21 protein-coding genes are annotated in these 18,819 nt (G+C 63.5%); 9 read left to right on the top strand and 12 right to left on the bottom strand.

Annotated features, from left to right (window positions below; all coding sequences use genetic code 11):
• Positions 1-2: 2 nt before the first annotated feature.
• Entirely contained in the window at positions 3-656 is a 654-nt protein-coding gene (locus tag C41B8_RS16310; RefSeq protein ID WP_037340620.1) for a NuoB/complex I 20 kDa subunit family protein, read from the bottom strand.
• Between the two features lie 45 nt (positions 657-701).
• Positions 702-1,151: an NADH-quinone oxidoreductase subunit A gene (locus C41B8_RS16315; protein ID WP_051883683.1), complete on the bottom strand. Its 450-nt coding sequence runs from the start codon at positions 1,149-1,151 to the stop codon at positions 702-704.
• 314 nt (positions 1,152-1,465) lie between these two features.
• Here C41B8_RS16315 and C41B8_RS16320 point away from each other — a divergent pair, with 314 nt between their 5' ends.
• On the top strand, positions 1,466-3,397 hold the full coding sequence (locus tag C41B8_RS16320) for an aconitate hydratase (protein ID WP_037340662.1): 1,932 nt from the start codon (positions 1,466-1,468) through the stop codon (positions 3,395-3,397).
• A 197-nt stretch (positions 3,398-3,594) separates the two neighbouring features.
• Complete coding sequence (locus C41B8_RS16325) at positions 3,595-4,203, top strand: class I SAM-dependent methyltransferase (RefSeq protein WP_037340622.1); 609 nt, start codon at positions 3,595-3,597, stop codon at positions 4,201-4,203.
• A gap of 69 nt (positions 4,204-4,272) precedes the next feature.
• Here C41B8_RS16325 and C41B8_RS16330 read toward each other — a convergent pair whose 3' ends face one another.
• Both C41B8_RS16330 and C41B8_RS16335 read right to left on the bottom strand, forming a co-directional pair.
• The gene (locus tag C41B8_RS16330; protein ID WP_037340624.1) at positions 4,273-4,641 is read right to left on the bottom strand and encodes a tautomerase family protein; all 369 of its coding nucleotides are present in this window, start codon (positions 4,639-4,641) and stop codon (positions 4,273-4,275) included.
• A 42-nt stretch (positions 4,642-4,683) separates the two neighbouring features.
• Positions 4,684-5,556: an AEC family transporter gene (locus C41B8_RS16335; protein WP_037340626.1), complete on the bottom strand. Its 873-nt coding sequence runs from the start codon at positions 5,554-5,556 to the stop codon at positions 4,684-4,686.
• Between the two features lie 131 nt (positions 5,557-5,687).
• On the opposite strand from C41B8_RS16335, the gene C41B8_RS16340 reads away from it, so the two are divergent.
• A complete protein-coding gene (locus C41B8_RS16340) occupies positions 5,688-5,990 on the top strand; it encodes an antibiotic biosynthesis monooxygenase family protein (RefSeq protein ID WP_037340629.1) in 303 nt (100 codons plus the stop codon).
• Positions 5,991-5,998: 8 nt separating this feature from the next.
• On the opposite strand, the gene C41B8_RS16345 is transcribed toward C41B8_RS16340, so the two are convergent.
• Complete coding sequence (locus tag C41B8_RS16345; protein WP_084189143.1) at positions 5,999-6,925, bottom strand: DNA ligase; 927 nt, start codon at positions 6,923-6,925, stop codon at positions 5,999-6,001.
• A gap of 311 nt (positions 6,926-7,236) precedes the next feature.
• Between C41B8_RS16345 and C41B8_RS16350 the strand changes: the two genes are divergently transcribed.
• Positions 7,237-8,316 (top strand): ATP-binding protein, encoded by a 1,080-nt coding sequence (locus C41B8_RS16350; protein ID WP_198025256.1) that lies wholly within the window; start codon positions 7,237-7,239, stop codon positions 8,314-8,316.
• A gap of 125 nt (positions 8,317-8,441) precedes the next feature.
• Here the strand turns inward: C41B8_RS16350 and C41B8_RS16355 are convergent, their stop codons facing one another.
• Positions 8,442-9,038, bottom strand: coding sequence for an NADPH-dependent FMN reductase (locus tag C41B8_RS16355; protein WP_037340633.1), 597 nt, complete (start codon positions 9,036-9,038; stop codon positions 8,442-8,444).
• 62 nt (positions 9,039-9,100) lie between these two features.
• On the opposite strand from C41B8_RS16355, the gene soxR reads away from it, so the two are divergent.
• On the top strand, positions 9,101-9,652 hold the full coding sequence (gene soxR, locus C41B8_RS16360; protein WP_084189145.1) for a redox-sensitive transcriptional activator SoxR: 552 nt from the start codon (positions 9,101-9,103) through the stop codon (positions 9,650-9,652).
• A 19-nt stretch (positions 9,653-9,671) separates the two neighbouring features.
• Complete coding sequence (locus C41B8_RS16365; RefSeq protein WP_037340636.1) at positions 9,672-10,562, top strand: polysaccharide deacetylase family protein; 891 nt, start codon at positions 9,672-9,674, stop codon at positions 10,560-10,562.
• A 21-nt stretch (positions 10,563-10,583) separates the two neighbouring features.
• Here the strand turns inward: C41B8_RS16365 and C41B8_RS16370 are convergent, their stop codons facing one another.
• Together C41B8_RS16370 and C41B8_RS16375 are read right to left on the bottom strand one after the other, a co-directional pair.
• On the bottom strand, positions 10,584-12,044 hold the full coding sequence (locus C41B8_RS16370; RefSeq protein WP_037340638.1) for a sensor histidine kinase: 1,461 nt from the start codon (positions 12,042-12,044) through the stop codon (positions 10,584-10,586).
• Positions 12,041-12,754, bottom strand: coding sequence for a response regulator transcription factor (locus tag C41B8_RS16375; protein ID WP_037340640.1), 714 nt, complete (start codon positions 12,752-12,754; stop codon positions 12,041-12,043). The genes C41B8_RS16370 and C41B8_RS16375 overlap by 4 nt, the downstream gene beginning before the upstream one ends.
• 174 nt (positions 12,755-12,928) lie before the next feature.
• On the opposite strand from C41B8_RS16375, the gene C41B8_RS16380 reads away from it, so the two are divergent.
• The 3 genes from C41B8_RS16380 (at position 12,929) to msrA (C41B8_RS16390) (ending at position 15,261) form a co-directional block, all read left to right on the top strand.
• The gene (locus tag C41B8_RS16380) at positions 12,929-13,159 is read left to right on the top strand and encodes a hypothetical protein (RefSeq protein WP_037340643.1); all 231 of its coding nucleotides are present in this window, start codon (positions 12,929-12,931) and stop codon (positions 13,157-13,159) included.
• A gap of 716 nt (positions 13,160-13,875) precedes the next feature.
• Complete coding sequence (gene msrB / locus C41B8_RS16385; RefSeq protein ID WP_037340646.1) at positions 13,876-14,478, top strand: peptide-methionine (R)-S-oxide reductase MsrB; 603 nt, start codon at positions 13,876-13,878, stop codon at positions 14,476-14,478.
• Between the two features lie 39 nt (positions 14,479-14,517).
• A complete protein-coding gene (gene msrA, locus C41B8_RS16390; RefSeq protein ID WP_037340647.1) occupies positions 14,518-15,261 on the top strand; it encodes a peptide-methionine (S)-S-oxide reductase MsrA in 744 nt (247 codons plus the stop codon).
• 157 nt (positions 15,262-15,418) lie between these two features.
• On the opposite strand, the gene msrA (C41B8_RS16395) is transcribed toward msrA (C41B8_RS16390), so the two are convergent.
• From msrA (C41B8_RS16395) to C41B8_RS16410, 4 genes are all read right to left on the bottom strand, one after another.
• A complete protein-coding gene (gene msrA / locus C41B8_RS16395; protein WP_037340649.1) occupies positions 15,419-15,925 on the bottom strand; it encodes a peptide-methionine (S)-S-oxide reductase MsrA in 507 nt (168 codons plus the stop codon).
• A complete protein-coding gene (msrB, locus tag C41B8_RS16400; RefSeq protein ID WP_037340669.1) occupies positions 15,922-16,371 on the bottom strand; it encodes a peptide-methionine (R)-S-oxide reductase MsrB in 450 nt (149 codons plus the stop codon). The genes msrA (C41B8_RS16395) and msrB (C41B8_RS16400) overlap by 4 nt, the downstream gene beginning before the upstream one ends.
• A gap of 101 nt (positions 16,372-16,472) precedes the next feature.
• Positions 16,473-17,510 (bottom strand): proline racemase family protein, encoded by a 1,038-nt coding sequence (locus C41B8_RS16405; RefSeq protein WP_037340651.1) that lies wholly within the window; start codon positions 17,508-17,510, stop codon positions 16,473-16,475.
• Positions 17,510-18,667, bottom strand: a complete 1,158-nt coding sequence (locus tag C41B8_RS16410) for an alcohol dehydrogenase catalytic domain-containing protein (protein ID WP_037340654.1) — start codon at positions 18,665-18,667, stop codon at positions 17,510-17,512. The genes C41B8_RS16405 and C41B8_RS16410 overlap by 1 nt, the downstream gene beginning before the upstream one ends.
• Between the last annotated feature and the right edge of the window lie 152 nt (positions 18,668-18,819).

Raw genomic sequence — 18,819 nt, forward strand, 5'->3', positions numbered from 1 at the left:
CCTTAGACTTCGTCGGGGGTGCGCAGCGTGGTCGCCGACAGGCGGTCCGCGCGCTTGCTGTCACGCTGGGAAAGCTTGGGCGCCTTGGTCACGCCCTGCGGCCCGATCATCCACGACAGCGGCCGTTTTTCCACGGTGATCGAGTCCTGCAGCAGGAGCAGGCCTTCGAGAAACGCCTCCGGCCGCGGCGGGCAGCCCGATACATAGACGTCCACCGGGATGAACTTATCGACGCCCTGAACCACCGAATAGATGTCGTACATGCCGCCGGAGTTCGCGCACGAGCCCATTGAAATGACCCAGCGCGGTTCCATCATCTGCTCGTAGAGACGCTGGATGACCGGGGCCATCTTCAGAAAGCAGGTGCCGGCCACGATCATCACGTCGGATTGACGCGGCGTGGCACGAATCACTTCGGAACCGAATCGGGCCATGTCGTGAGGCGCGGTCAGCGCCGTGGCCATCTCGACGTAGCAGCACGACAGGCCAAAGTTGAAGGGCCACAGAGAGTTTTTGCGCCCCCAGGCCACCAGGTCGTCCAATTTGGCCGTGACGACATTGCGGGCCATGGCGTCCTCGACGGTGCCGCCGTGGTCGCCGGGCGTGCCGGAACCGGGAGTCGGGTTGCTATCAGCGCTGGTGAGAGACCAAGACATGGCTCGTTACCGTTTGAGTCAAATGGGGCCGTTCGAAATACCTGCCTAGCCTTGTTCGCTCGGCAGGTTGCGGCGTTGATTGCTTTCGATCGCATGCAGCCGGAACTGGCGCGGCGCTTTGGGCGCCCAGTCCAGGGCACCAATGCGCCATGCGTAGGCCAGGCCTAGCGTGAGGTCGAACAGGAAACTGATGAAAGCCTCGTAGCCGGACCAGCCGAGCTGAGGCGCGGCGATCGCCCAAGAGAAGATGAATACCACTTCGAGATCGAACAACACGAAGATGATCGCCACCAGATAGAACTTGGACGAAAAACGCATCCGGGCGCTGCCCGTCGGCTTGATGCCCGATTCATAGGGCTGGTTGCCGAGGCGTTCATTATGGCGCCCACCCAGCATGTAGGACATGCCAAGCATCAGGCCCACGAGCCCGAGAGCGGCCGCCGCAAAAAGAATCAACGGCCAGATGACGACGGCGTGTTGCGCTGCAGGGTCCATAACTCGTATCCATCCTACGCCCACAACCGGGCGTCGCGATGCGGAACCGGGTGGGCAATTCGATGTAATTTACAGGGAAATCGGCCGAGCGGTGTGCGGCTGCCGATTCCCCGTGCCTCGATTGAGCGGGCTCAAAATAGACCAAAAGTCACGTCCATGGCGAGGCCCCGGGCCGAAAGCCGCATAAAACCGTTCAATGTAATGAGAATCATTATCAACTAGCGCGAAATCAATGGTTTCGGTCCCACCTGTACGGCTTGGTACGGGGCTAGGGGGAGGGCTAGAGTGTGGGTAACGCACTCATGGAGGCCGACATGGCACAAAACGTCGCGCAGAAACTCATCGAATCGCATCTCGTCGACGGTGAAATGACCCCGGGCTCGGAGATCGCCCTCAAGATCGACCAGACCCTCACCCAGGATGCGACCGGTACGCTGGTCATGCTCGAGCTTGAGGCGATGGAGCTGGACCGGGTCAAGACCGAGGTCTCGGCGCAGTATGTTGATCACAACCTGATTCAGGAAGACAACAAGAACCCCGACGATCATCTGTTCCTGCAGTCGGCCTGTGAGCGCTTCGGCGCTTATTACTCGCGGCCGGGCAACGGCATCTCCCATGCCGTACACATGGAGCGTTTCGGTCGGCCGGGCAAGACCCTGCTGGGGTCCGACAGTCATACGCCGGCCGGCGGTTCCATGGGGATGTTGGCCATCGGTGCGGGCGGGCTGGAGGTCGCCATGGCGATGGCGGGCGAGCCGTTCTATACCAAGATGCCCAAGGTGTTCGGCATCAAGCTGACCGGCAAGCTGCCGGACTGGGTGTCGGCCAAGGACGTCATCCTGGAGATGCTGCGTCGGCACGGTGTCTCCGGCGGCGTCGGCAAGATCATCGAATATTACGGGCCCGGGCTGGATAACCTCGAAGCGATGGATCGGCACGTGATCGCCAATATGGGAGCGGAACTCGGGGCAACCACAACCGTGTTTCCGGCCGACGACGAAATCAAGCGGTTCCTGAAATCGCAGGGGCGCGAGGACGAGTACGAAGCATTGCTCGCCGACGACGGCTGCGAGTACGACGAGCATGACGAGATCGATCTGTCCGAGCTGGTGCCCTTGATCGCCAAGCCGACGTCGCCCGGTAACGTGGTGACAGTCGAAGAGCTGGCCGGCGACGAGCTCTACCAGGCTTATATCGGCTCCTCCGCCAATCCGGGTTATCGGGATTTTGCGATAGCCGCGGAAATGGTGCGTGGACGGACCGTATCCAAGGACGTCTCCTTCGACGTGAATCCTTCCTCGCGCGCCATGCTTCAGACACTGGCACGCGATGATCGCCTGGGCCAGCTGATCGCCTCCGGGGCGCGCATCCATCAGGCCGGCTGTAACGGTTGCATCGGCATGGGACAGGCGCCCGCCTATGGCCGCAACAGCCTGCGCACGACGCCGCGCAACTTCCCGGGTCGTTCGGGTACACCCGAGGATTCGGTGTTCCTGTGTTCGCCGGAGACCGCCGTGGCCAGTGCCCTGATGGGCAAGATCACCGATCCGCGCACGCTCGATTTCGATTATCCCCGTGTGAGCAATCCAGAAGACCCGGTGATCAACGACCACATGCTCGAGGACCCGCTGCCGCTCGACGAGGCGCGCAAGGTCGATCTGGTCAAGGGGCCGAATATCCAGTCGCTACCGGATTTCGACGGCATCCCCGACGAATTCGAGCTGCCGATTCTGCTCAAGGTCGGCGACGATATTTCTACCGACGAGATCATGCGCGCGGGCGCCGAGGTTCTGCCGTATCGCTCGAATATTCCGGAGATCGCGAACTTCGTCTACGACGTGGTCGACGAGGAATATCCCGATCGTGCCAAGAAGACGGGCGACCACGCGATCATCGGTGGCTCCAACTACGGGCAGGGCAGCTCGCGCGAACATGCCGCGATCGCGCCGCGCTACCTCGGCCTTCGTGCCGTGCTCGCCAAGGACTACGCGCGTATCCACTGGTCCAATCTGGTCAACTTCGGCGTGCTGCCGCTGACGTTTGCCAACGGTGACGATCTGGACAAGCTGGAACAGGGTTCCAAGCTCAAGATCAGCGGTCTGCATGACGCACTCGCCTCTGGCGACACGGTCGAAATCGAGACCGAGGACGGTGGTAAGATCGAGTGCAAGCACGCGCTATCCGAGCGTCAGATCGATATTCTGCGCGCGGGCGGTCTGATCAACTGGAAGCGCGATCAGGGGTAGCGCCTGCAAGGCCCGGAGCAGTTTGCGACAGGCTCCGGGCCAAACGCTGACCCTATAGCGATGCCCGCGCCGTATGGTTATGGCGCGGGTGTGGCGGTATCGGTCCGACGGTCTAATTTTTGTATCCGACAGCAGATCGGCGTATTCTCCACGCGCTTTCGATCATCCTCGTCAAGCAACCCGGGTCATACCACGCCATGGATGAACGTTCCGTCGTTACCGCTTATCGTCGTCTGTCCAGTACGTACGACCGATTCTTCGGCCCCGTGTTCGAACAGGGTCGCCAAGTGGCGGTGCATAAAATGAATTGCCAGGCCGGCGATCGCGTGCTGGAAGTCGGCGTCGGTACCGGCCTGTCGCTCGAGCATTATCCGGATGGCGTGGAAGTGGTTGGCATCGACGTATCCCCGGACATGCTCGAACATGCCCGCCAGCGTGTGAACGGCAACGCCGATCGCATCACGCTACAGGTGATGGACGGGCAGGCGACGGAATACCCGGATGCCAGCTTCGACAAGGTCGTGGCCATGTATGTGGTCTCGGTCGCGCCGGATCCGAAAAAGCTGGTTGAGGAAATGAAGCGCGTCTGCAAGCCGGGTGGCGAGATTTTCATCGTCAACCACTTCAGCCAGAAAGGGCCGATGGCCAAGCTCGAGCGGCTGGCATCGCCATTATCCAAGCTGGTGGGGTTCCGGCCGTCGTTCCCGATCGACGATTTCCTGGCCATGGCCGATCTCGACGTGGTCGAGTCGGTGCCGGTGAATGCCTTTGGCTACTGGACCTTTATCCACGCGCGCAATCGCTGATAGCGAATATCCTGTTGCCAGACACAAAAAAGCCGGCTGCGCGCCGGCTTTTTTGTGGCCGCGATCTCTTCAGCCTTCGAGGAAACTCGCTTTGCCGTCGGCAAACGACCAGTCGATGTCGTTGTTCTCCGTCATGGTGATCATGACGTTGTGCGGATCGATACCCGGCCGGGCTGCGAGATTCTCGGTAACCCGGCGATAGAACGCTTTCTTCTGCTCGTCGGTCTTGCCCGAGCGCAGCACCAAGTGCAGCATCACGCGATCCGCGGTGCGGGTCTGGAGCTGCAGCGCGTGCGGCGCGTATTCCTGAATCAGTTGATAGCGGTCATCGGCCGGAAAATCGAGCGCGGTGATGGCGGCCTCGTTGACCGAATCGGCCACGGCTTGCGCGTAGTCGCGGTCATGGCCTTCGAGGATGGCGATATTGACGAACGGCATGGGGAAATCCCTAAAAAATTGATAGTGCGCTATATATAGGGCCTACAAGACAAAGGCCAAGGTCAACGGCAGCGCGATCAGGGCGATGACGTGGCCGACGGCCACGATTGCCGCCACGTGCTGGGGCTCCACGTCGTACATCTCGGCCAGCATGTAGTTGAGTACCGCCGGTGGCATCACGCCGAAGATGATGATCAGCGCTGCCAGCGTCTGGCCAGGCTGAGCGATCCACACGAACGGAATCGCGACTGCCAGCCCGGCAACCGGGGCGGCCAAGCCACCGATCAACCCGGCGCTCCACTGGCCTTGCGTACCTCCCGACAGGCGAACGCCCAGACTGATCAGCATGAGTGGAATCGAGACGTCGCCGAGCATCTTGATTGCCGGTTCGATCATGGCCGGCGCCTGCCAGCCCATCGCCATGCAGATCATCCCGGCCGCGGTGGCGACCAGCATGGGGTTGCGGGCGAGTGCCCGGGGCGAAACGCGCTCGCCCAATAGCCAGAGTCCCACGGTGAACTGCAGCGTGTTTTCCACCACCATCAAAACGACCATCAGCGCGAGGCCCTCGTTGCCGAACGCCAGATGCGCGACCGGCAGGCCGAGGTTGCCGCAGTTGGGGAACATGATCGGCGGGACATAGACCGCGGCGCGGCGCCCGGTGGCCCAGACCCAGAGCCAGCCCAGCGCCCCGGCCCCGAAGACCACCACCACGGCGCCCAGCGCCGCCAGCCCGAGATCCAGATGACGCCCCGACTGCTCGGTCAGCGCATAGAAGATCAGCGCCGGCGTGAACACCGTGATGTTCAGACCGTTGGCGGCGCGCATGTTCGGTGCGAAACGCCGGCCATAGAAATAGCCGATGCCGATGACGCCGAACACGGGCACGATGGTTTCGAAGATGCGCAGGATCACGCGATGGCTGCTACGGGTTGCGACTAAAGTCGTAATTGTACCCGGCTGCAGCGCACCGAATACGGTGGGCTGCAGGAACCGGTCAGGCCCGGCTAGAATCGGGCCTTGATTTCCTCCATCCCCGAGTCGTCATGTTCATCGCCATGAACCGTTTCCGTATCAAACCGGGTTGCGAAGAAGAATTTCTCGAAATCTGGCGCCAGCGCGATACACACCTCGAGGGCGTGCCGGGCTTCCGGCGCTTCAATCTGCTACAAGGCGCGAGCAGCGAAGATCAAACGCTGTTTGCCTCCCATTCCGAATGGGACTCGCGCGAGGCCTTCGAGGCCTGGACGCGCAGCGAAGCCTTCCGTAAGGCGCACGAGAATGCCGGGGCCCGTCGCGACATCTATCTTGGGCCAGCCGAATTCGAGGGGTTCGACGTCAAGCTCTGACGTTCGATTCAGGCGCCGTCGTCGGACCCGCCGTCTTTTGGGGATGCCGGGCCGGAGACACGGCCCTCGGCCGTGACTTCGGGCGGTGGGCCGCCCGGGCGGCGACGGAGAAAGCGTGCAAAGCGGGGCAGGCCGGTGGCGGTTTTGCCCTGATAGCGAAACGTGATCCATGAGCCGATCGGCGGCGGATCGGCCCGCTGATCGTCGCTGAAACCGGTGCCGATGGCGAACTGGCGGCCATCGGGCATACGAACTTCCAGCGATCCCATCATGCCCTTCAGGCGACCATGGCCCGGATGGATGCCGACCACACGGGCTTCGGCGTCCTGATACGGCTTGACCTTGAGCAGGCCGGCATGCCGCCCCGCCGTGTAGTCGCGGCTGCCCCGGTGCAGCACCAGGCCTTCGCCGCCTTTGGCGAGAACTTTTTTCAGGGCGCTTCGCAGGGCTTCGTCGTTGGCGACATGGAACTGCCGTATCGCGACCACCCAGGGATCGTCGATTCGAGATACGACGCGGCGGATAGCGGGTACGCGGTCGTTGAAATCGTCGGTGCGGCCGGGCAGGTCGAATATGCGATAGCTGATCTCGTGCCAGCGCGGATCGTCCGGCCCGGCCGTACGCACCAGCGTTGACGCATCCGAGAACCGGCCGTAGCCGGCCCAAAGCTCGCCGTCCATCGGTGTGTCCGGCAGATCGGCGGTGAACCAGGCCGGTAGCGCGATCACCGAGCCACCCCGGGTCAACATGCGTTGGCCGTCCCAGTAGCCCCGAACCCCGTCGTATTTTTCGGACACCCAGTACTGCGACAGATCGGCGTGACCCTGGTAGACATCAACCAGTTCAACCGGCGGCGGCGATGCGGCTTCGGCCGCGGGGCCTGCGAACACAAAGGCAGCCAACGTAATGGATACCGCGCCAACGATATGTTTCATAACCGTTCCCCCTGAAACCTACTCTACCGCTTCATCGTCGATGGTGCAGTTCGACTGTGACCTATCGAGTCGATAGATGTTTTTTATGAACGGCCCCGTTAGGAAATCCCGGTTACTTCGGATATTTGGTTATTATCCTCCGGCATAGCGTGTTTGACGCCGACCTCGAGCATTCGCCTGCAAGGCTTGCGGCGGCAGAGGGCTGGGTTCGCAGGCGCGACGTTCGAAAAAATTACGGCGTGACGCCGGTAGCTGTCTTTCTAGGTGAGTGGATGCAAGACCGGCAGGTGAGTGATCGGCGCTTACGTCTTTTGACTGACAACCTCCGATACGCGGTGGCCTACCTCGGGCCGACCCAGCATTTCGCGTTCGTCAATCCGGCGTTCGAACATCGATTCGGTCGCCGGCCGCTCGGCAGTGATGCGGTGGGCTTTTTCTCCGGGATGTTCTCGCCGCCGTTCGAGCAATTCATCAACCGGGCGCTCGCCGGGCGCGAGGTCGTCAGAACACTGGTTTATTCGAATCGAGACCCGGAAGGCGGGCGGTTGTGGCTGTACGCGGTGCCCGATGTCGTTGGCGATGAGCTGGCGGGCGCATTCGTCATGCTGGAGCCGGTCGCGGAGCGCGACCGCGATGAGATCGACGCCCCCGCGTCGGTGCCGTACGACCAGCTCGTGCACCTGCAACGCATGGCCAGGCTGGGGCAGATCATGGCCGGTATGGCGCACGAGGTGGGCCAACCGGTGTCCGCGATCATCAACTATGCCGATGCGCTGCCACGCATGCTCGACGCCGGGGAATCACCGGCACGGCTGCATTCGCTCGTGCGCGCATTACGGGCCCAGGCCGATCGTGCCAGTCGAATCATTACCCAGACACGGCAGTTGCTGGGCGGCCGCCAAGCCGGCTTTCAGGATTGCGATCTGTTACAGGTGATTTACCGGAGCGTCGAGCTGACCGAGCGTTCTGCGGTCGATGCGGGAGTCGAAGTTCGGGTCTCGGCGCAGTCGCCCTTGCTGCCATGTGCCGGCAATCCGGCGCAGCTCGAGCAAATTTTAATCAACCTAATCGGCAACGCCATCAACGCCTTGGCAAATGAGTCGCGGCGAATCGTGCGCGTGCAGGCCGAGAACGTGGAAGATCGCGCGATTCGTATCCGCATCACGGATTCGGGGCCGGGGATCGGCGCCGACGCGCTGCAATCCGTATTCGAGCCCTGCCAATCGAGCGGCGGCGGTATGGGCATGGGCCTTTTCGTGAGTCGTCAGCTGGCCGAGGCCCATGGCGGCCAGCTCTGGGCCGAGCCAAATCGTCACGCCGGCGCGAGTTTCGTGCTCGATCTGCCGGCGACCTCGTCGCAGCGAACGCTCGAGCAGGCTTCGGCGAGTTGAGACGCCGTCGGCTGATGGCCGGGCTTGCGTACCGTGGCTTCCGTTGATCCGCCGAGGGCAGTCGACGCCGTAGCGGCCGACGCCGGTGCCCGTGGGCCGCGGCGACAGCGATGCGACCCGGTGCTTCAGGCCGTGCGTCGGCCGGCCGGCATGTCATCGTAGGGGCGTCGGCGGCGCGCATCGGCGAGCGCGCCGGCCCACCAGCGCAGCCGCAGGTCCAGGGTCGCGAGTGCGCGAACATGGCCGGGCTCGGGCCGGAAGCCGTGCGCGGCATCCACGCGCCGGTCGGCGTGTACGATGCTGACGGTATCGGCCAACGTCACCGCATGCAGTTCGGCGAACGCCTGGCGTAGCTGTTCGGTGGCCCGGATGCCTCCGGACAGGCCGCCGTAGGAGATCAGGCCGACCGGCTTGGCGCGCCATGGATGACGGACCGCATCGATGATCTGCTTGAGCGCGGCCGGATAGCCGTGATTGTACTCCGGCGTGATGACAACGAATGCATCCGCATGGTCGATGCGGCGCTCGAGGTTCTGCCAGGCTTGCCGCGGCAGCGGCTGGTCGGTGAGCGACAGGGGCAGCTTCTGCGGATCGATGCGGTCGACCACGACATCGGTGGCCGATTCCAGTTGTGCCTGCGCCCAGTCCGCGATCGCGAGACAACGGCGTCCGTAGCGGGCGCTCCCGAGAATCAGAGCGAGCGATAAATAAGAACCGGGCATGCAACTGTCTCCGTGCAACGAATGCGTGCAGACTGAGATCTCAACTTAACTTGAGGTCAAGCATGCCGCAGAGCAGACAACTGCCCCCGTACAAGCAAGCGCTGACCGTGGGTGAAGTGGCCCGGCGGTGCGGGGTGCCGGTTTCGACACTCCATTTCTACGAACGGCAGGGCCTGATTACTGCCGCCCGAAGCTCCGGCAACCAGCGCCGTTATCGACGCGATGTCGTACGTCGCGTCGCGGTCATCAAAACGGCGCAGCGGGTGGGCATTCCGCTGGACGCGATCGGCGATGCCTTGGCGACGCTGCCGGAAGGGCGAGCGCCGACCGCGGCCGATTGGGCCCGCCTGTCCGCACAATGGCGGGCAGAGCTCGATGCGCGCATTACACGCCTGACGCAGCTGCGAGACGCCCTGGACGGATGCATTGGCTGTGGCTGCCTGTCGCTCGCCGCGTGCCCTTTGCGCAACCCCGATGATGTTCTGGGTGCGGACGGCCCCGGTCCGCGGCGGTTTGAATCGGGCGTGCCCCAAGCGCAATCGCCAGCGTCCGCTCACTGCCGGTCGTGGCATTCGCACGGCAAGGAGACGTCGAGCGCTAGAATGATGCTTTAGCTCTTACAAGCGATCCGCCATGTCGATCACGCTGCGCCATCATCATCGTTATTCCTACCAACCCATCGCCGACCGCGAAGACTTCCTGTGGCCGGATGGCAAACGACTGGCGGTGTATATCGGTCTGAACTTCGAGCACTTTCATTTCGATCAGGGATATGGCGCCGCGTTGGTGCCCGGGCGGCGCCAGCCCGATGTGCTTAATTATTCCTGGCGCGACTACGGCAACCGTGTCGGCGCCTGGCGCCTGCTGGAAATGTTCGAATCGCTCGGCTTTCCGGTCGGGCTGATCGTCAATTCCACGATCGCCGATTACTGCCCGGAACTTATTTTGGCGTATCGCCAGAAGCTTTCCAGTGAGCTGATTGCACATGGCCGTACCAACAGCGAATCGCAGAACGAATTTGATGAAGAGGGCGAGGCCGAGTTGATCGCGGAATCGCGCGACAAGCTCATTGCGGCCTTCGGCGAGCGGCCGGTGGGCTGGCTCGGCCCCTGGATTGCCCAGAGCCGGGCCACGCCCGATCTGCTGGCCGAGGCGGGTTTCGTCTATCACCTGGACTGGGCGCACGACGATCAGCCGGTCTGGATGGATACCCGCGGCAACGGCGAAATCCTGTCGGTGCCGTACCCGCAGGAAATCAACGATATCCCGCATCAGGTGCCGCAATATGGCGACTATCGCGAATTCGAGGCCCGCATCATCGACCAGTTCGACGAAATGATGGACCAGTCCCGGCGCCAGTCGCTGGTGATGGGCATCGCGCTGCATCCCTATATCGTGGGGCAGCCGTTTCGCCTGCGCTCGTTGCGGCGGGCGCTCACCCATATCGCGGCCCGTCGGCGCGATATCTGGTTGACCACGCCGGGCCAGATCGCCGAGCACTATGCCGGATTGTTCCCGGGCTAGCCGCCAGCGGCACGATCGTGCTCAGCCGAGCGGCAGCTCGAAGGCCGCGGTCGTGCCGCTTGTGTCGCTGGTGAGTTCCAGTCGAGTGCCGTGACGCGAACAGATTTCGGCGACGATCGCGAGCCCGAGTCCCGTGCCGCTGTTGCGGCTGCGGCCCTCGCGCGTTCGATAAAATCGCTGCGTGACGAGGCCGATCTCTTCCGCCGGAATACCGATGCCGGTATCGGCGACCTCAATACGCACGCCCTCGGCGCTGCGTGTCCCCGCGCAGGTCACCCGGCCGCCGGGATCGGTCGCGCGCAGGGCGTTGTCGACCAGATTGGTCAAGGCTCGGTCGATCAGCTCCAGATCGGCGGTAACCGGCAGCGACTCGCGGCAATCCACCGTCAGCGCAATGCCGGCGGCCTCGGCCTCCGGCCGGAACTTGCCGACGATGTCGTAGATCAGCTCGGCCACCGGAAAGGTCTCGACGTAGAGCTCGCGTTCGGCGGCATCCACGCCGGCGAGTAACGAAAGCTGCTCGGCCAGGCGCGTCAGCCGGGCGACGTTGGCCAGCACGGCATCGAGGTCGGGCCGGTTGTGCTCGGGCGCGCCGGCCCGCAGTTTCTCGGCGTAGCCCCGCAGGGCCGTCAGCGGCGTGCGGAAATCGTGGGACAGGTTGGCCACCAGGTCGCGGCGCTGGCGATCGTTCTCGCGTAGCGCGGAAACCTGGGCTTCGATGGTCGCGGCCATATCGTTGAACGCGCGCGCCGCGCGACCGATTTCATCGTCGGTCTCCATGGACAGACGCTCGCTGTGGTCGCCTTCGGTGAAGCGCTGCATGGCGCGGGTGAGTCGCGAGAAACGCCGGGTCAGCAGCGCGAACAGCAAAAGACCGAGCGCAGCGGAGACCAGTAGCGCGCCCACGCCGGCCACCACCAGCGAGCGCGAGATGCTGCTGGTCTGCCACATGCGCGCCACTGACATATCGGTATCCGCTTCCAGCACAACGAACAGATAGCCCCGGTGCCGTTCGGGCCCGTAACGAATGCTGGCCACCGAGAAGACGTTGCGTCCGTCGTCGCAGGGTAGATCGGCGTATATCGGCAGCATCGGCATATGGGATTGCAGGCGCCGGATCGGCGCGATCTCAATCCGGCTGCCCAGCGCGCAGCGATCGTCCGCCCACGCGCCGACGACCTGGCCCGAACTGTTGAGGACATAGATCGACAGCGCCGGGTTGATGCTCTTGATGTGGGCCACGGCCTGGCGTGCCCGCCGGCTGGTCAGTCCGTCGGATAACGGCCCGGCCAGGCGCGTTGCCAGATGAGAGGCCAGATGGAGCTGGTTGCGCTGGAGCCATTCCCGGCCGAGCAGATCGAACTGGCCGACCGCAATCCACGCCGTGGCCAACGACATCACCAGCAGGCTGGCCAGATAAGCCAGGGCCAGCCGGGCGTACAGGCTGCGCGACAGACGCCGCAGCGTGCGCAGCACGTTCACGAAAGCGGCCGCTGGCTGGCGTCGGTGAAGCGATAACCGATGCCCCAGACGGTCAGGATATACCGCGGGTTGGACGGGTCATCCTCGATCTTGTTGCGCAAGCGGTTGATATGCGTATTCACGGTGTGGTCGAAACCGTCGAACTCCGGCCCCCACACGGCATCGAGCAGGTCGGCGCGTGAGAACCCGCGGCCCGGGTGGCGGGCGAACAACGACAGCAGCGCGAACTCCTTAGCCGTCAAAGACAGCGCCTGGCCGCGCAGCGTGGCGTAGTGGGCTTCGGTATCGATGACCAGATCATACACCGCGATCGGGGTACGTTCGCCGGCCGGGGCGCCCGTGGCGGCCCGGGCGTGCCGCCGCAGCAACGCGGCCACGCGTGCGAGCAGGATCGCGCCGTCGAATGGTTTGGTGATGTAGTCGTCGGCGCCGATCTCCAGCCCGTGCACGACTTCGCGCGTATCGGCGCGTGCGGTGAGCATGATCAGCGGCAGAACGGCATCCGCGGTACGAATCTCGCGGCAAACAGCGAGCCCATCGATACCTGGCAGCATCAGATCGAGAATCACCAGCGAGGCCTCGCGCCAGCGCGTGAGCGCCGTCTCGCCGTCGGCGACCCGAATCGCCGGATAGCCGGCATCGCCCAGTAACGTGATCAGCAAGCGCCCGATATCGGGGTCGTCCTCGACGCAGAGAATCGGGCGGGTCACAACGTACTCCGTTAAACGGTGCACTCAGGCTAGCCGAGCGCGCGGCTCACATCATCACGAAAGATTCACGAGCGATGTTATCGATTCGTGATGATTAACCGAATGGACGTGCCTAATCTCAATGCCACGACCCGATACCCGGGCCGCGACTGGACAACTACAAAGGAACCCTCCATGAACGTCCGCAAACACGCCGTGCTCACCGCCTTGATTATGGCTCTATCGACCGTGGGCGTCGCCGCCACGGCCAGTGCCGCCGAAAGTAAGCCCGGCAGTGGTCAGGCCGCGCACAAGACCATGACCCATAAGAAGACGAAGCACCACAGCGCGATGGCCCACAAGAAGAAGACCACCCACAAGAAGCACAAGACCGCAGCTTCGACCAAGTCCAGCAAGACCAAGTAATACGGACAGCTGGAAGCGGCCGGCGGGAGACCGCCGGCCATTTCTTCTGGCCGGAGACGCCTCGACACGAAGCCCTGAATCGTCGGGGCGGCCGGTTCAGTCCCGGAGCAATTCATGATGGTGTGGCTAGGGCGTGTTGAGGTTTCGTCCGAGCGCCGCGTTGGCGTCCGCAAATCGTGACCGGCAAGGCGCGAGTCGCCGCGTCGTGGCGCGCCACGACCCAGACTCGCAACGCCGCCGGGCGGGATTTGCGGCCCAACCCGAAGGGACAAGCGCTGTTTTGCGGCAATACAGCGTTATAGCTCTCTCGCGTAGGGCCACTACGCCATGTTCGCTACGCCTCGTCTTGCCGCAAAACAGCGCTTGGCGCGGACTCGCACGAAACCTCAACACGCCCTACCATCCATCGGTCGCGGCTTTATTCTGACGAGCCGACGCTCGTTTCTTGTAGCCGGCGCCAGCATCACCGGTGCCTCGTCCTCATCATCCGATTCGCGGCATGTCATGCGCGAGCGGGCGCCAACAACTCGTGTGATGCCCGCATCGGCTGGCGGCCGCTGCTGCGTATAAGCTGCATAAACCGCGATATCGATCGCCTCAAGAGCCCGTCCGGCGATGAAGCCAGCCGGCTCATGGATTACCGGCCGACCGAGCCCGCAGCAGCCCTGGGGCGACCAATCGCGGGCGTTCGCAAAAGCGATCCGCAGGAGAGCGACATGAGCCATAGCATCAACCACCCGCGGCGCCGTTTTCTGATCGGCGCGTCGGCCGTATTCGGTACGGGCCTGCTGGTCGGTCTGACGCGCTGGTTGCCTGCCCGAGCGGCGAGCGACGGCGCGGCGGGCACCCGGGACAGCGGCCCGGTGACCATCGTGGCCTTCGATGACCATGGCAAGCGGCTCGGCCGTCGCACGGTTCAACGCGTGGTCAAGACGCCGGCCCAGTGGCGAGCCGTCCTCACGCCGGCGCAGTACCATATTCTGCGCGAACACGGCACCGAACAGCCGTTTTCCGGGCGCTACTACAACACGCCGGCGCAACACGGGCTGTATCGCTGCCAGGGGTGCGACAACGCGCTCTACGATTCGGCCACCCAGTTTCATTCCGGCACGGGCTGGCCCAGCTTCTACCAGCCGATCGCGCCCGAGAACGTGACCGAACATGTCGATCACAGTTTCGGCATGACGCGCACCGAGATCAGTTGTACGCGCTGTGGCGGTCATCTCGGGCACAAGTTTCACGACGGGCCCAAACCGACCGGGCTGCGCTATTGCATGGATTCGCTGGCGCTACGGTTCGTCCCGATCACGCCGGCCTGAGCGCTGCCGGGAATGGCGGCGCGGTCAACGGAGATTGATATGTACGCTCGATTCAAACGATCGGTGTCGATTGCCGGCCTGGCGGTGGCGGGGGCCGTGGCGCTGGGGGCCGTATTGTTCGATGCGCCCGCGCGCTCGGCCGATGCCGTCTATGGTGCGAATATTCCGCCGGCCCAGGCCCATCTGGCCGATACGTCCGGCGGTGAGGCCACGGCCGTGCTGGCCGGCGGCTGTTTCTGGGGCATGGAAGAAGTCTTTTCGCACGTCAAGGGCGTGACGAACGTCGTATCCGGTTATGCGGGCGGCGATAAGGCCCATGCGAACTACCGCGACTCGAGCACCGGTCGCTACGGCGATGCCGAAGCGGTACGTATCACCTACGATCCGGCGAAGATCCGCTATGCGGATCTGCTGCAGATCTATTTTTCGGTCGCCCACGATCCGACCCAGGTCAATCGCCAGGGGCCGGATCGTGGCCCGCAGTATCGCTCGGAAGTGTTCGCCGCCAATGACGATCAGGCCCGCGTCGCGCGGGCCTATATCCGGCAGCTCGACGCCGCCAAGGTATTCCGGGCGCCGATCGCGACGAAAGTGAGCGTCGGCGACAAGTTCTTTCCAGCCGAGTCGTATCACCAGAACTATGCGGTGAAACACCCGGACAGCTATTACCTGCAGGTCAACGACGAGCCCAAGGTTAAAGCGCTCAAGACGCGTTTCCCGGCCCGCTATCGCAGCGGCTTCGTGGAAAACGGGCGCGTCATCCAGGACCGTGGCGCGTCTTGAGCTTCAGTTTGCTCGAGTAATCACGCGATTCGACGGATTCGCGCTCGTCAGGCCCTCACACCAGCCTCGATATAAAACGAGCCAGCACGAGGCTGGCTCGACTTCGGGGTAGCGGGCCTGCGCATGGAATCGCCCCGGTATCGCCGGGGTGATCCGATCAGGCTGTCTTGCGCCGGGGCAATACCCAGTTCGGCCGCGGGAAGTGACAGGTGTAGCCGTTCGGGAATTTCTCCAGATAATCCTGGTGCTCCGGTTCGGCCTCCCAGAATGCGCCGGCCGGCTTGAGCTCGGTCACGACCTTGCCCGGCCAGAGGCCGGAGGCCTCGACGTCGGCAATCGTGTCTTCGGCGATCTCGCGCTGGGCGTCGCTGAGATAGTAGATGCCCGAGCGATAGGACTCGCCGATATCGTTGCCCTGACGATTCCTGGTGGTTGGGTCGTGAATCTGAAAGAAGAACTCCAGCAGCTGTCGATAGCTGATGCGCTCGTCGTCGTAGACCACTTCCAGCGCTTCGGCATGGTGCCCATGGTTGCGATAGGTCGGGTTCGCCATCTCCCCGCCGGAATAGCCCACGCGGGTCGACAGCACACCGTCCTGCTTGCGAATGAGATCCTGCATGCCCCAGAAACAGCCGCCGGCCAGAATGGCGCGTTGTTCGCTCATCGGATGTCCTCCACCTGATCGATGTAATCGCCGTAGCCTGCGGCTTCCATGTCGTCCTTCGGGATGAACTTCAGGGCCGCGGAGTTGATGCAGTAGCGCAGTCCGCCGCGGTCGGGCGGCCCGTCCGGAAAGACATGTCCGAGATGGCTGTCGCCGTGCTTCGAGCGAACTTCCGTACGCCGCATGCCGAGCGAGTTATCGGCGAGTTCGTCGACATACGCCGGCTCGATCGGCTTGGTGAAGCTCGGCCAGCCGCATCCGGACTCATACTTGTCGGACGACGCGAACAGGGGCTCGCCCGAGACGATATCGACATAGATGCCCGGCGTCTTGTTGTCCAGATATTCACCCGTGCCGGGGCGCTCGGTGCCGTTCTGTTGGGTCACGCGATACTGCTCCGGCGTAAGCCGGGCGATCGCGTCCTCGTTCTTGCTGTAATCCGCCATCTGCATTCTCGTCATGTTGACGTTCCTGTCTGCCGGAAATGATGGCGCGCACCGCGAAATCAAGCCGGGGACGCGGTGGTCCCCGGCCGGGGCGGCGCATCTTATCCGCGCGGTGCGACCACGTGATTGAGCGTGAGATGCTCGATCATCGGGTCATCGACGTTGGCGATGATTTCCGATTCCGCGATCACATAGGAGCGGCCGGTGATGGTATTGCGGACCACGTCATGGCCCTCGGCGTGATCGCGGGCCACGAACTCGCCCACAAAACGCGTGTTGCGCAGGGATACGGTCTCCAGTCGGTCGCCGGGCTCGATTTCGCCGCGATGATTCATCAGCGCCAGGCGCGCGGAGGTGCCGGTGCCGGTCGTGCTGCGACAGATCACGCCCGGGTGCACATACGTCGCCGAGCGCGAGCGATAGAAGCCCGAGCCCGGGTTGTCCACGGGCCCCATGAAATGCAGGAACGGCAGCGGCCCGACGTCGCCGAGACTGTAGTGGGAGAACTCACGGTCGGCGCGAATTGCTTCAACGATCGCGTGGGCGGTGTCGGCCAGGCGACGTTCCTCGGCCGCGACCAGTTCGAATCCCAATTCCGTGGCATCGACCAGCGCATAGAAACCGCCGCTGTAGGCCACGTGATAGGTGATTTCGCCGATGCCGGGCACATCGATGCGGGCATCGTAGGTATCGATATAGCTCGGCAGCCCCTGGCAGGTGATGGCCTCGACCACGCCGTTTTCCACCCGGGCCTCGATCTCGACCAGGCCGGCCGGCGCCTCGAGGGTGAAGTGCTGGATGCCTTCCTGTTTCTCGACGATGCCGGCTTCCAATACCGCGGTGGCCGTGCAGATCGTGTTGGAGCCGGAATAGATGGGGTAGCCCATTACTTCCATGATGATATAGCCGGCCGCCGCCTTCGGATCGCTCGGCGGTACGATCAGATCGACCGACATTTCCGGAATGCCATAGGGCTCTTCCAGCAACAGGCGACGCAGATCGTCGGCCTGATCGCGCAGATACAGCATCTTGGCGCGGACGGTGTCGCCCGGCAGGTCGACGACGCCGCTGGTCACGATCCGCGAGACATCGCCACCGGCGTGGGTGTCCATCAGGCGAAGGGCAAATTGTCGGCTCATCAGTTGGTCTCCAGGGCGTAGGGGGCGCCGTGTTCGGCCCATTGCGCATCGGGTACGACCACGATCTTGCCCATGTAGTTCGACCCGCGATCCGTGAAATAGCGTTCGCATTCATGCAGGTCGGACAGCTTGAACGCCGCGTGCAGCACCGGCTTGAGCTGACCGCCCCGGATCCACTCGACCAGTTGTTCGGCCTCTTCGCGGGTACCGTGCGACACGCCGAAGATCTGGACCTGATACAGATAGATCACCGTCCACATCACTTCCGAGACGTTGGATGCGCTGGCGCCGGCGATCGACAACCGCGGGTAGGTCGAGCGGGCATTCATGTCGAAGGTCATCGCCTCGATGAAACGCATCGTCATGTCGCCGCCGACCAGATCCATGACGGCATCGAGCGGAACTCCGCCGGTCGCTTCGCGAACCTGGCCGGGGAAATCGTCCATCGCCCGCCGATCGAACACTTTTTCGGCGCCGAGTTCGAGCAGGGCATCGGCTTTTTCCGGTGTCGATAGCGCATAGGGGATCGCGCCGACAACGCGGCACAGCTGAATCAGCGCCGTGCCCACGCCGCCGCTGGCGCCGGTGACCAGCACATGCTCGCCGGCGGACACATTCGCTGCCGTCATCATGTGATAAGCCGTCTGATACGAGCACATGCCCATCGAAGCCAGCTCGGCGTCCGACAGATCAGCATTGGCGACCGCGTGGAACTGATCCGAGGGCACCGCAACGTATTCGGCAAAGCCGCCATCCGCGCCATGGCCGTAATAGTCGGGCGTGAGATTGATGTCGCGCCGGTCGCTGCCGTAGATATTGAAATCCAGCAGCCCGCGCTCGCCGATACGCGAGGCATCAACACCGTCGCCCACCGCGGCCACGCGCCCGACGATGTCGGCACCCTGGATGCGCGGAAACGTGAGCGTCGGCGAGCCGCCGATGGCGAACGAGGTCACGTCGCCCTTGTCCTTGGTCGGATACAGGCCTTCGCGTGCCTTGCGATCAGTGTTGTTTTTGGCGGTTGCGGTCACGCGGACGAGGACTTCGCCCGGGCCGGGGGCGGGCACGGCGACGTGTTGGTTGTAGACCAGCTGATCGACGTCCCCGTGGCCGACGAGCTGCATTGCGGCCATATGGGTTGGAATGGGTTCGGACATGGGCGAGCTCCAGGTGGCGGTTGAGTCTAACCATCGTCCTCTACAAACCGCTCTAAACGTCTGCGACGACAGTTCTGGTATGGAATGCTAGGGCGTGTTGAGGTTTCGTGCGAGCGCCGCGTTGGCGTCCGCAAATCGTGCCCGGCAAGGCG

It is taken from the genome of Salinisphaera hydrothermalis C41B8 (assembly GCF_000732535.1).
GTDB lineage: Bacteria > Pseudomonadota > Gammaproteobacteria > Nevskiales > Salinisphaeraceae > Salinisphaera > Salinisphaera hydrothermalis.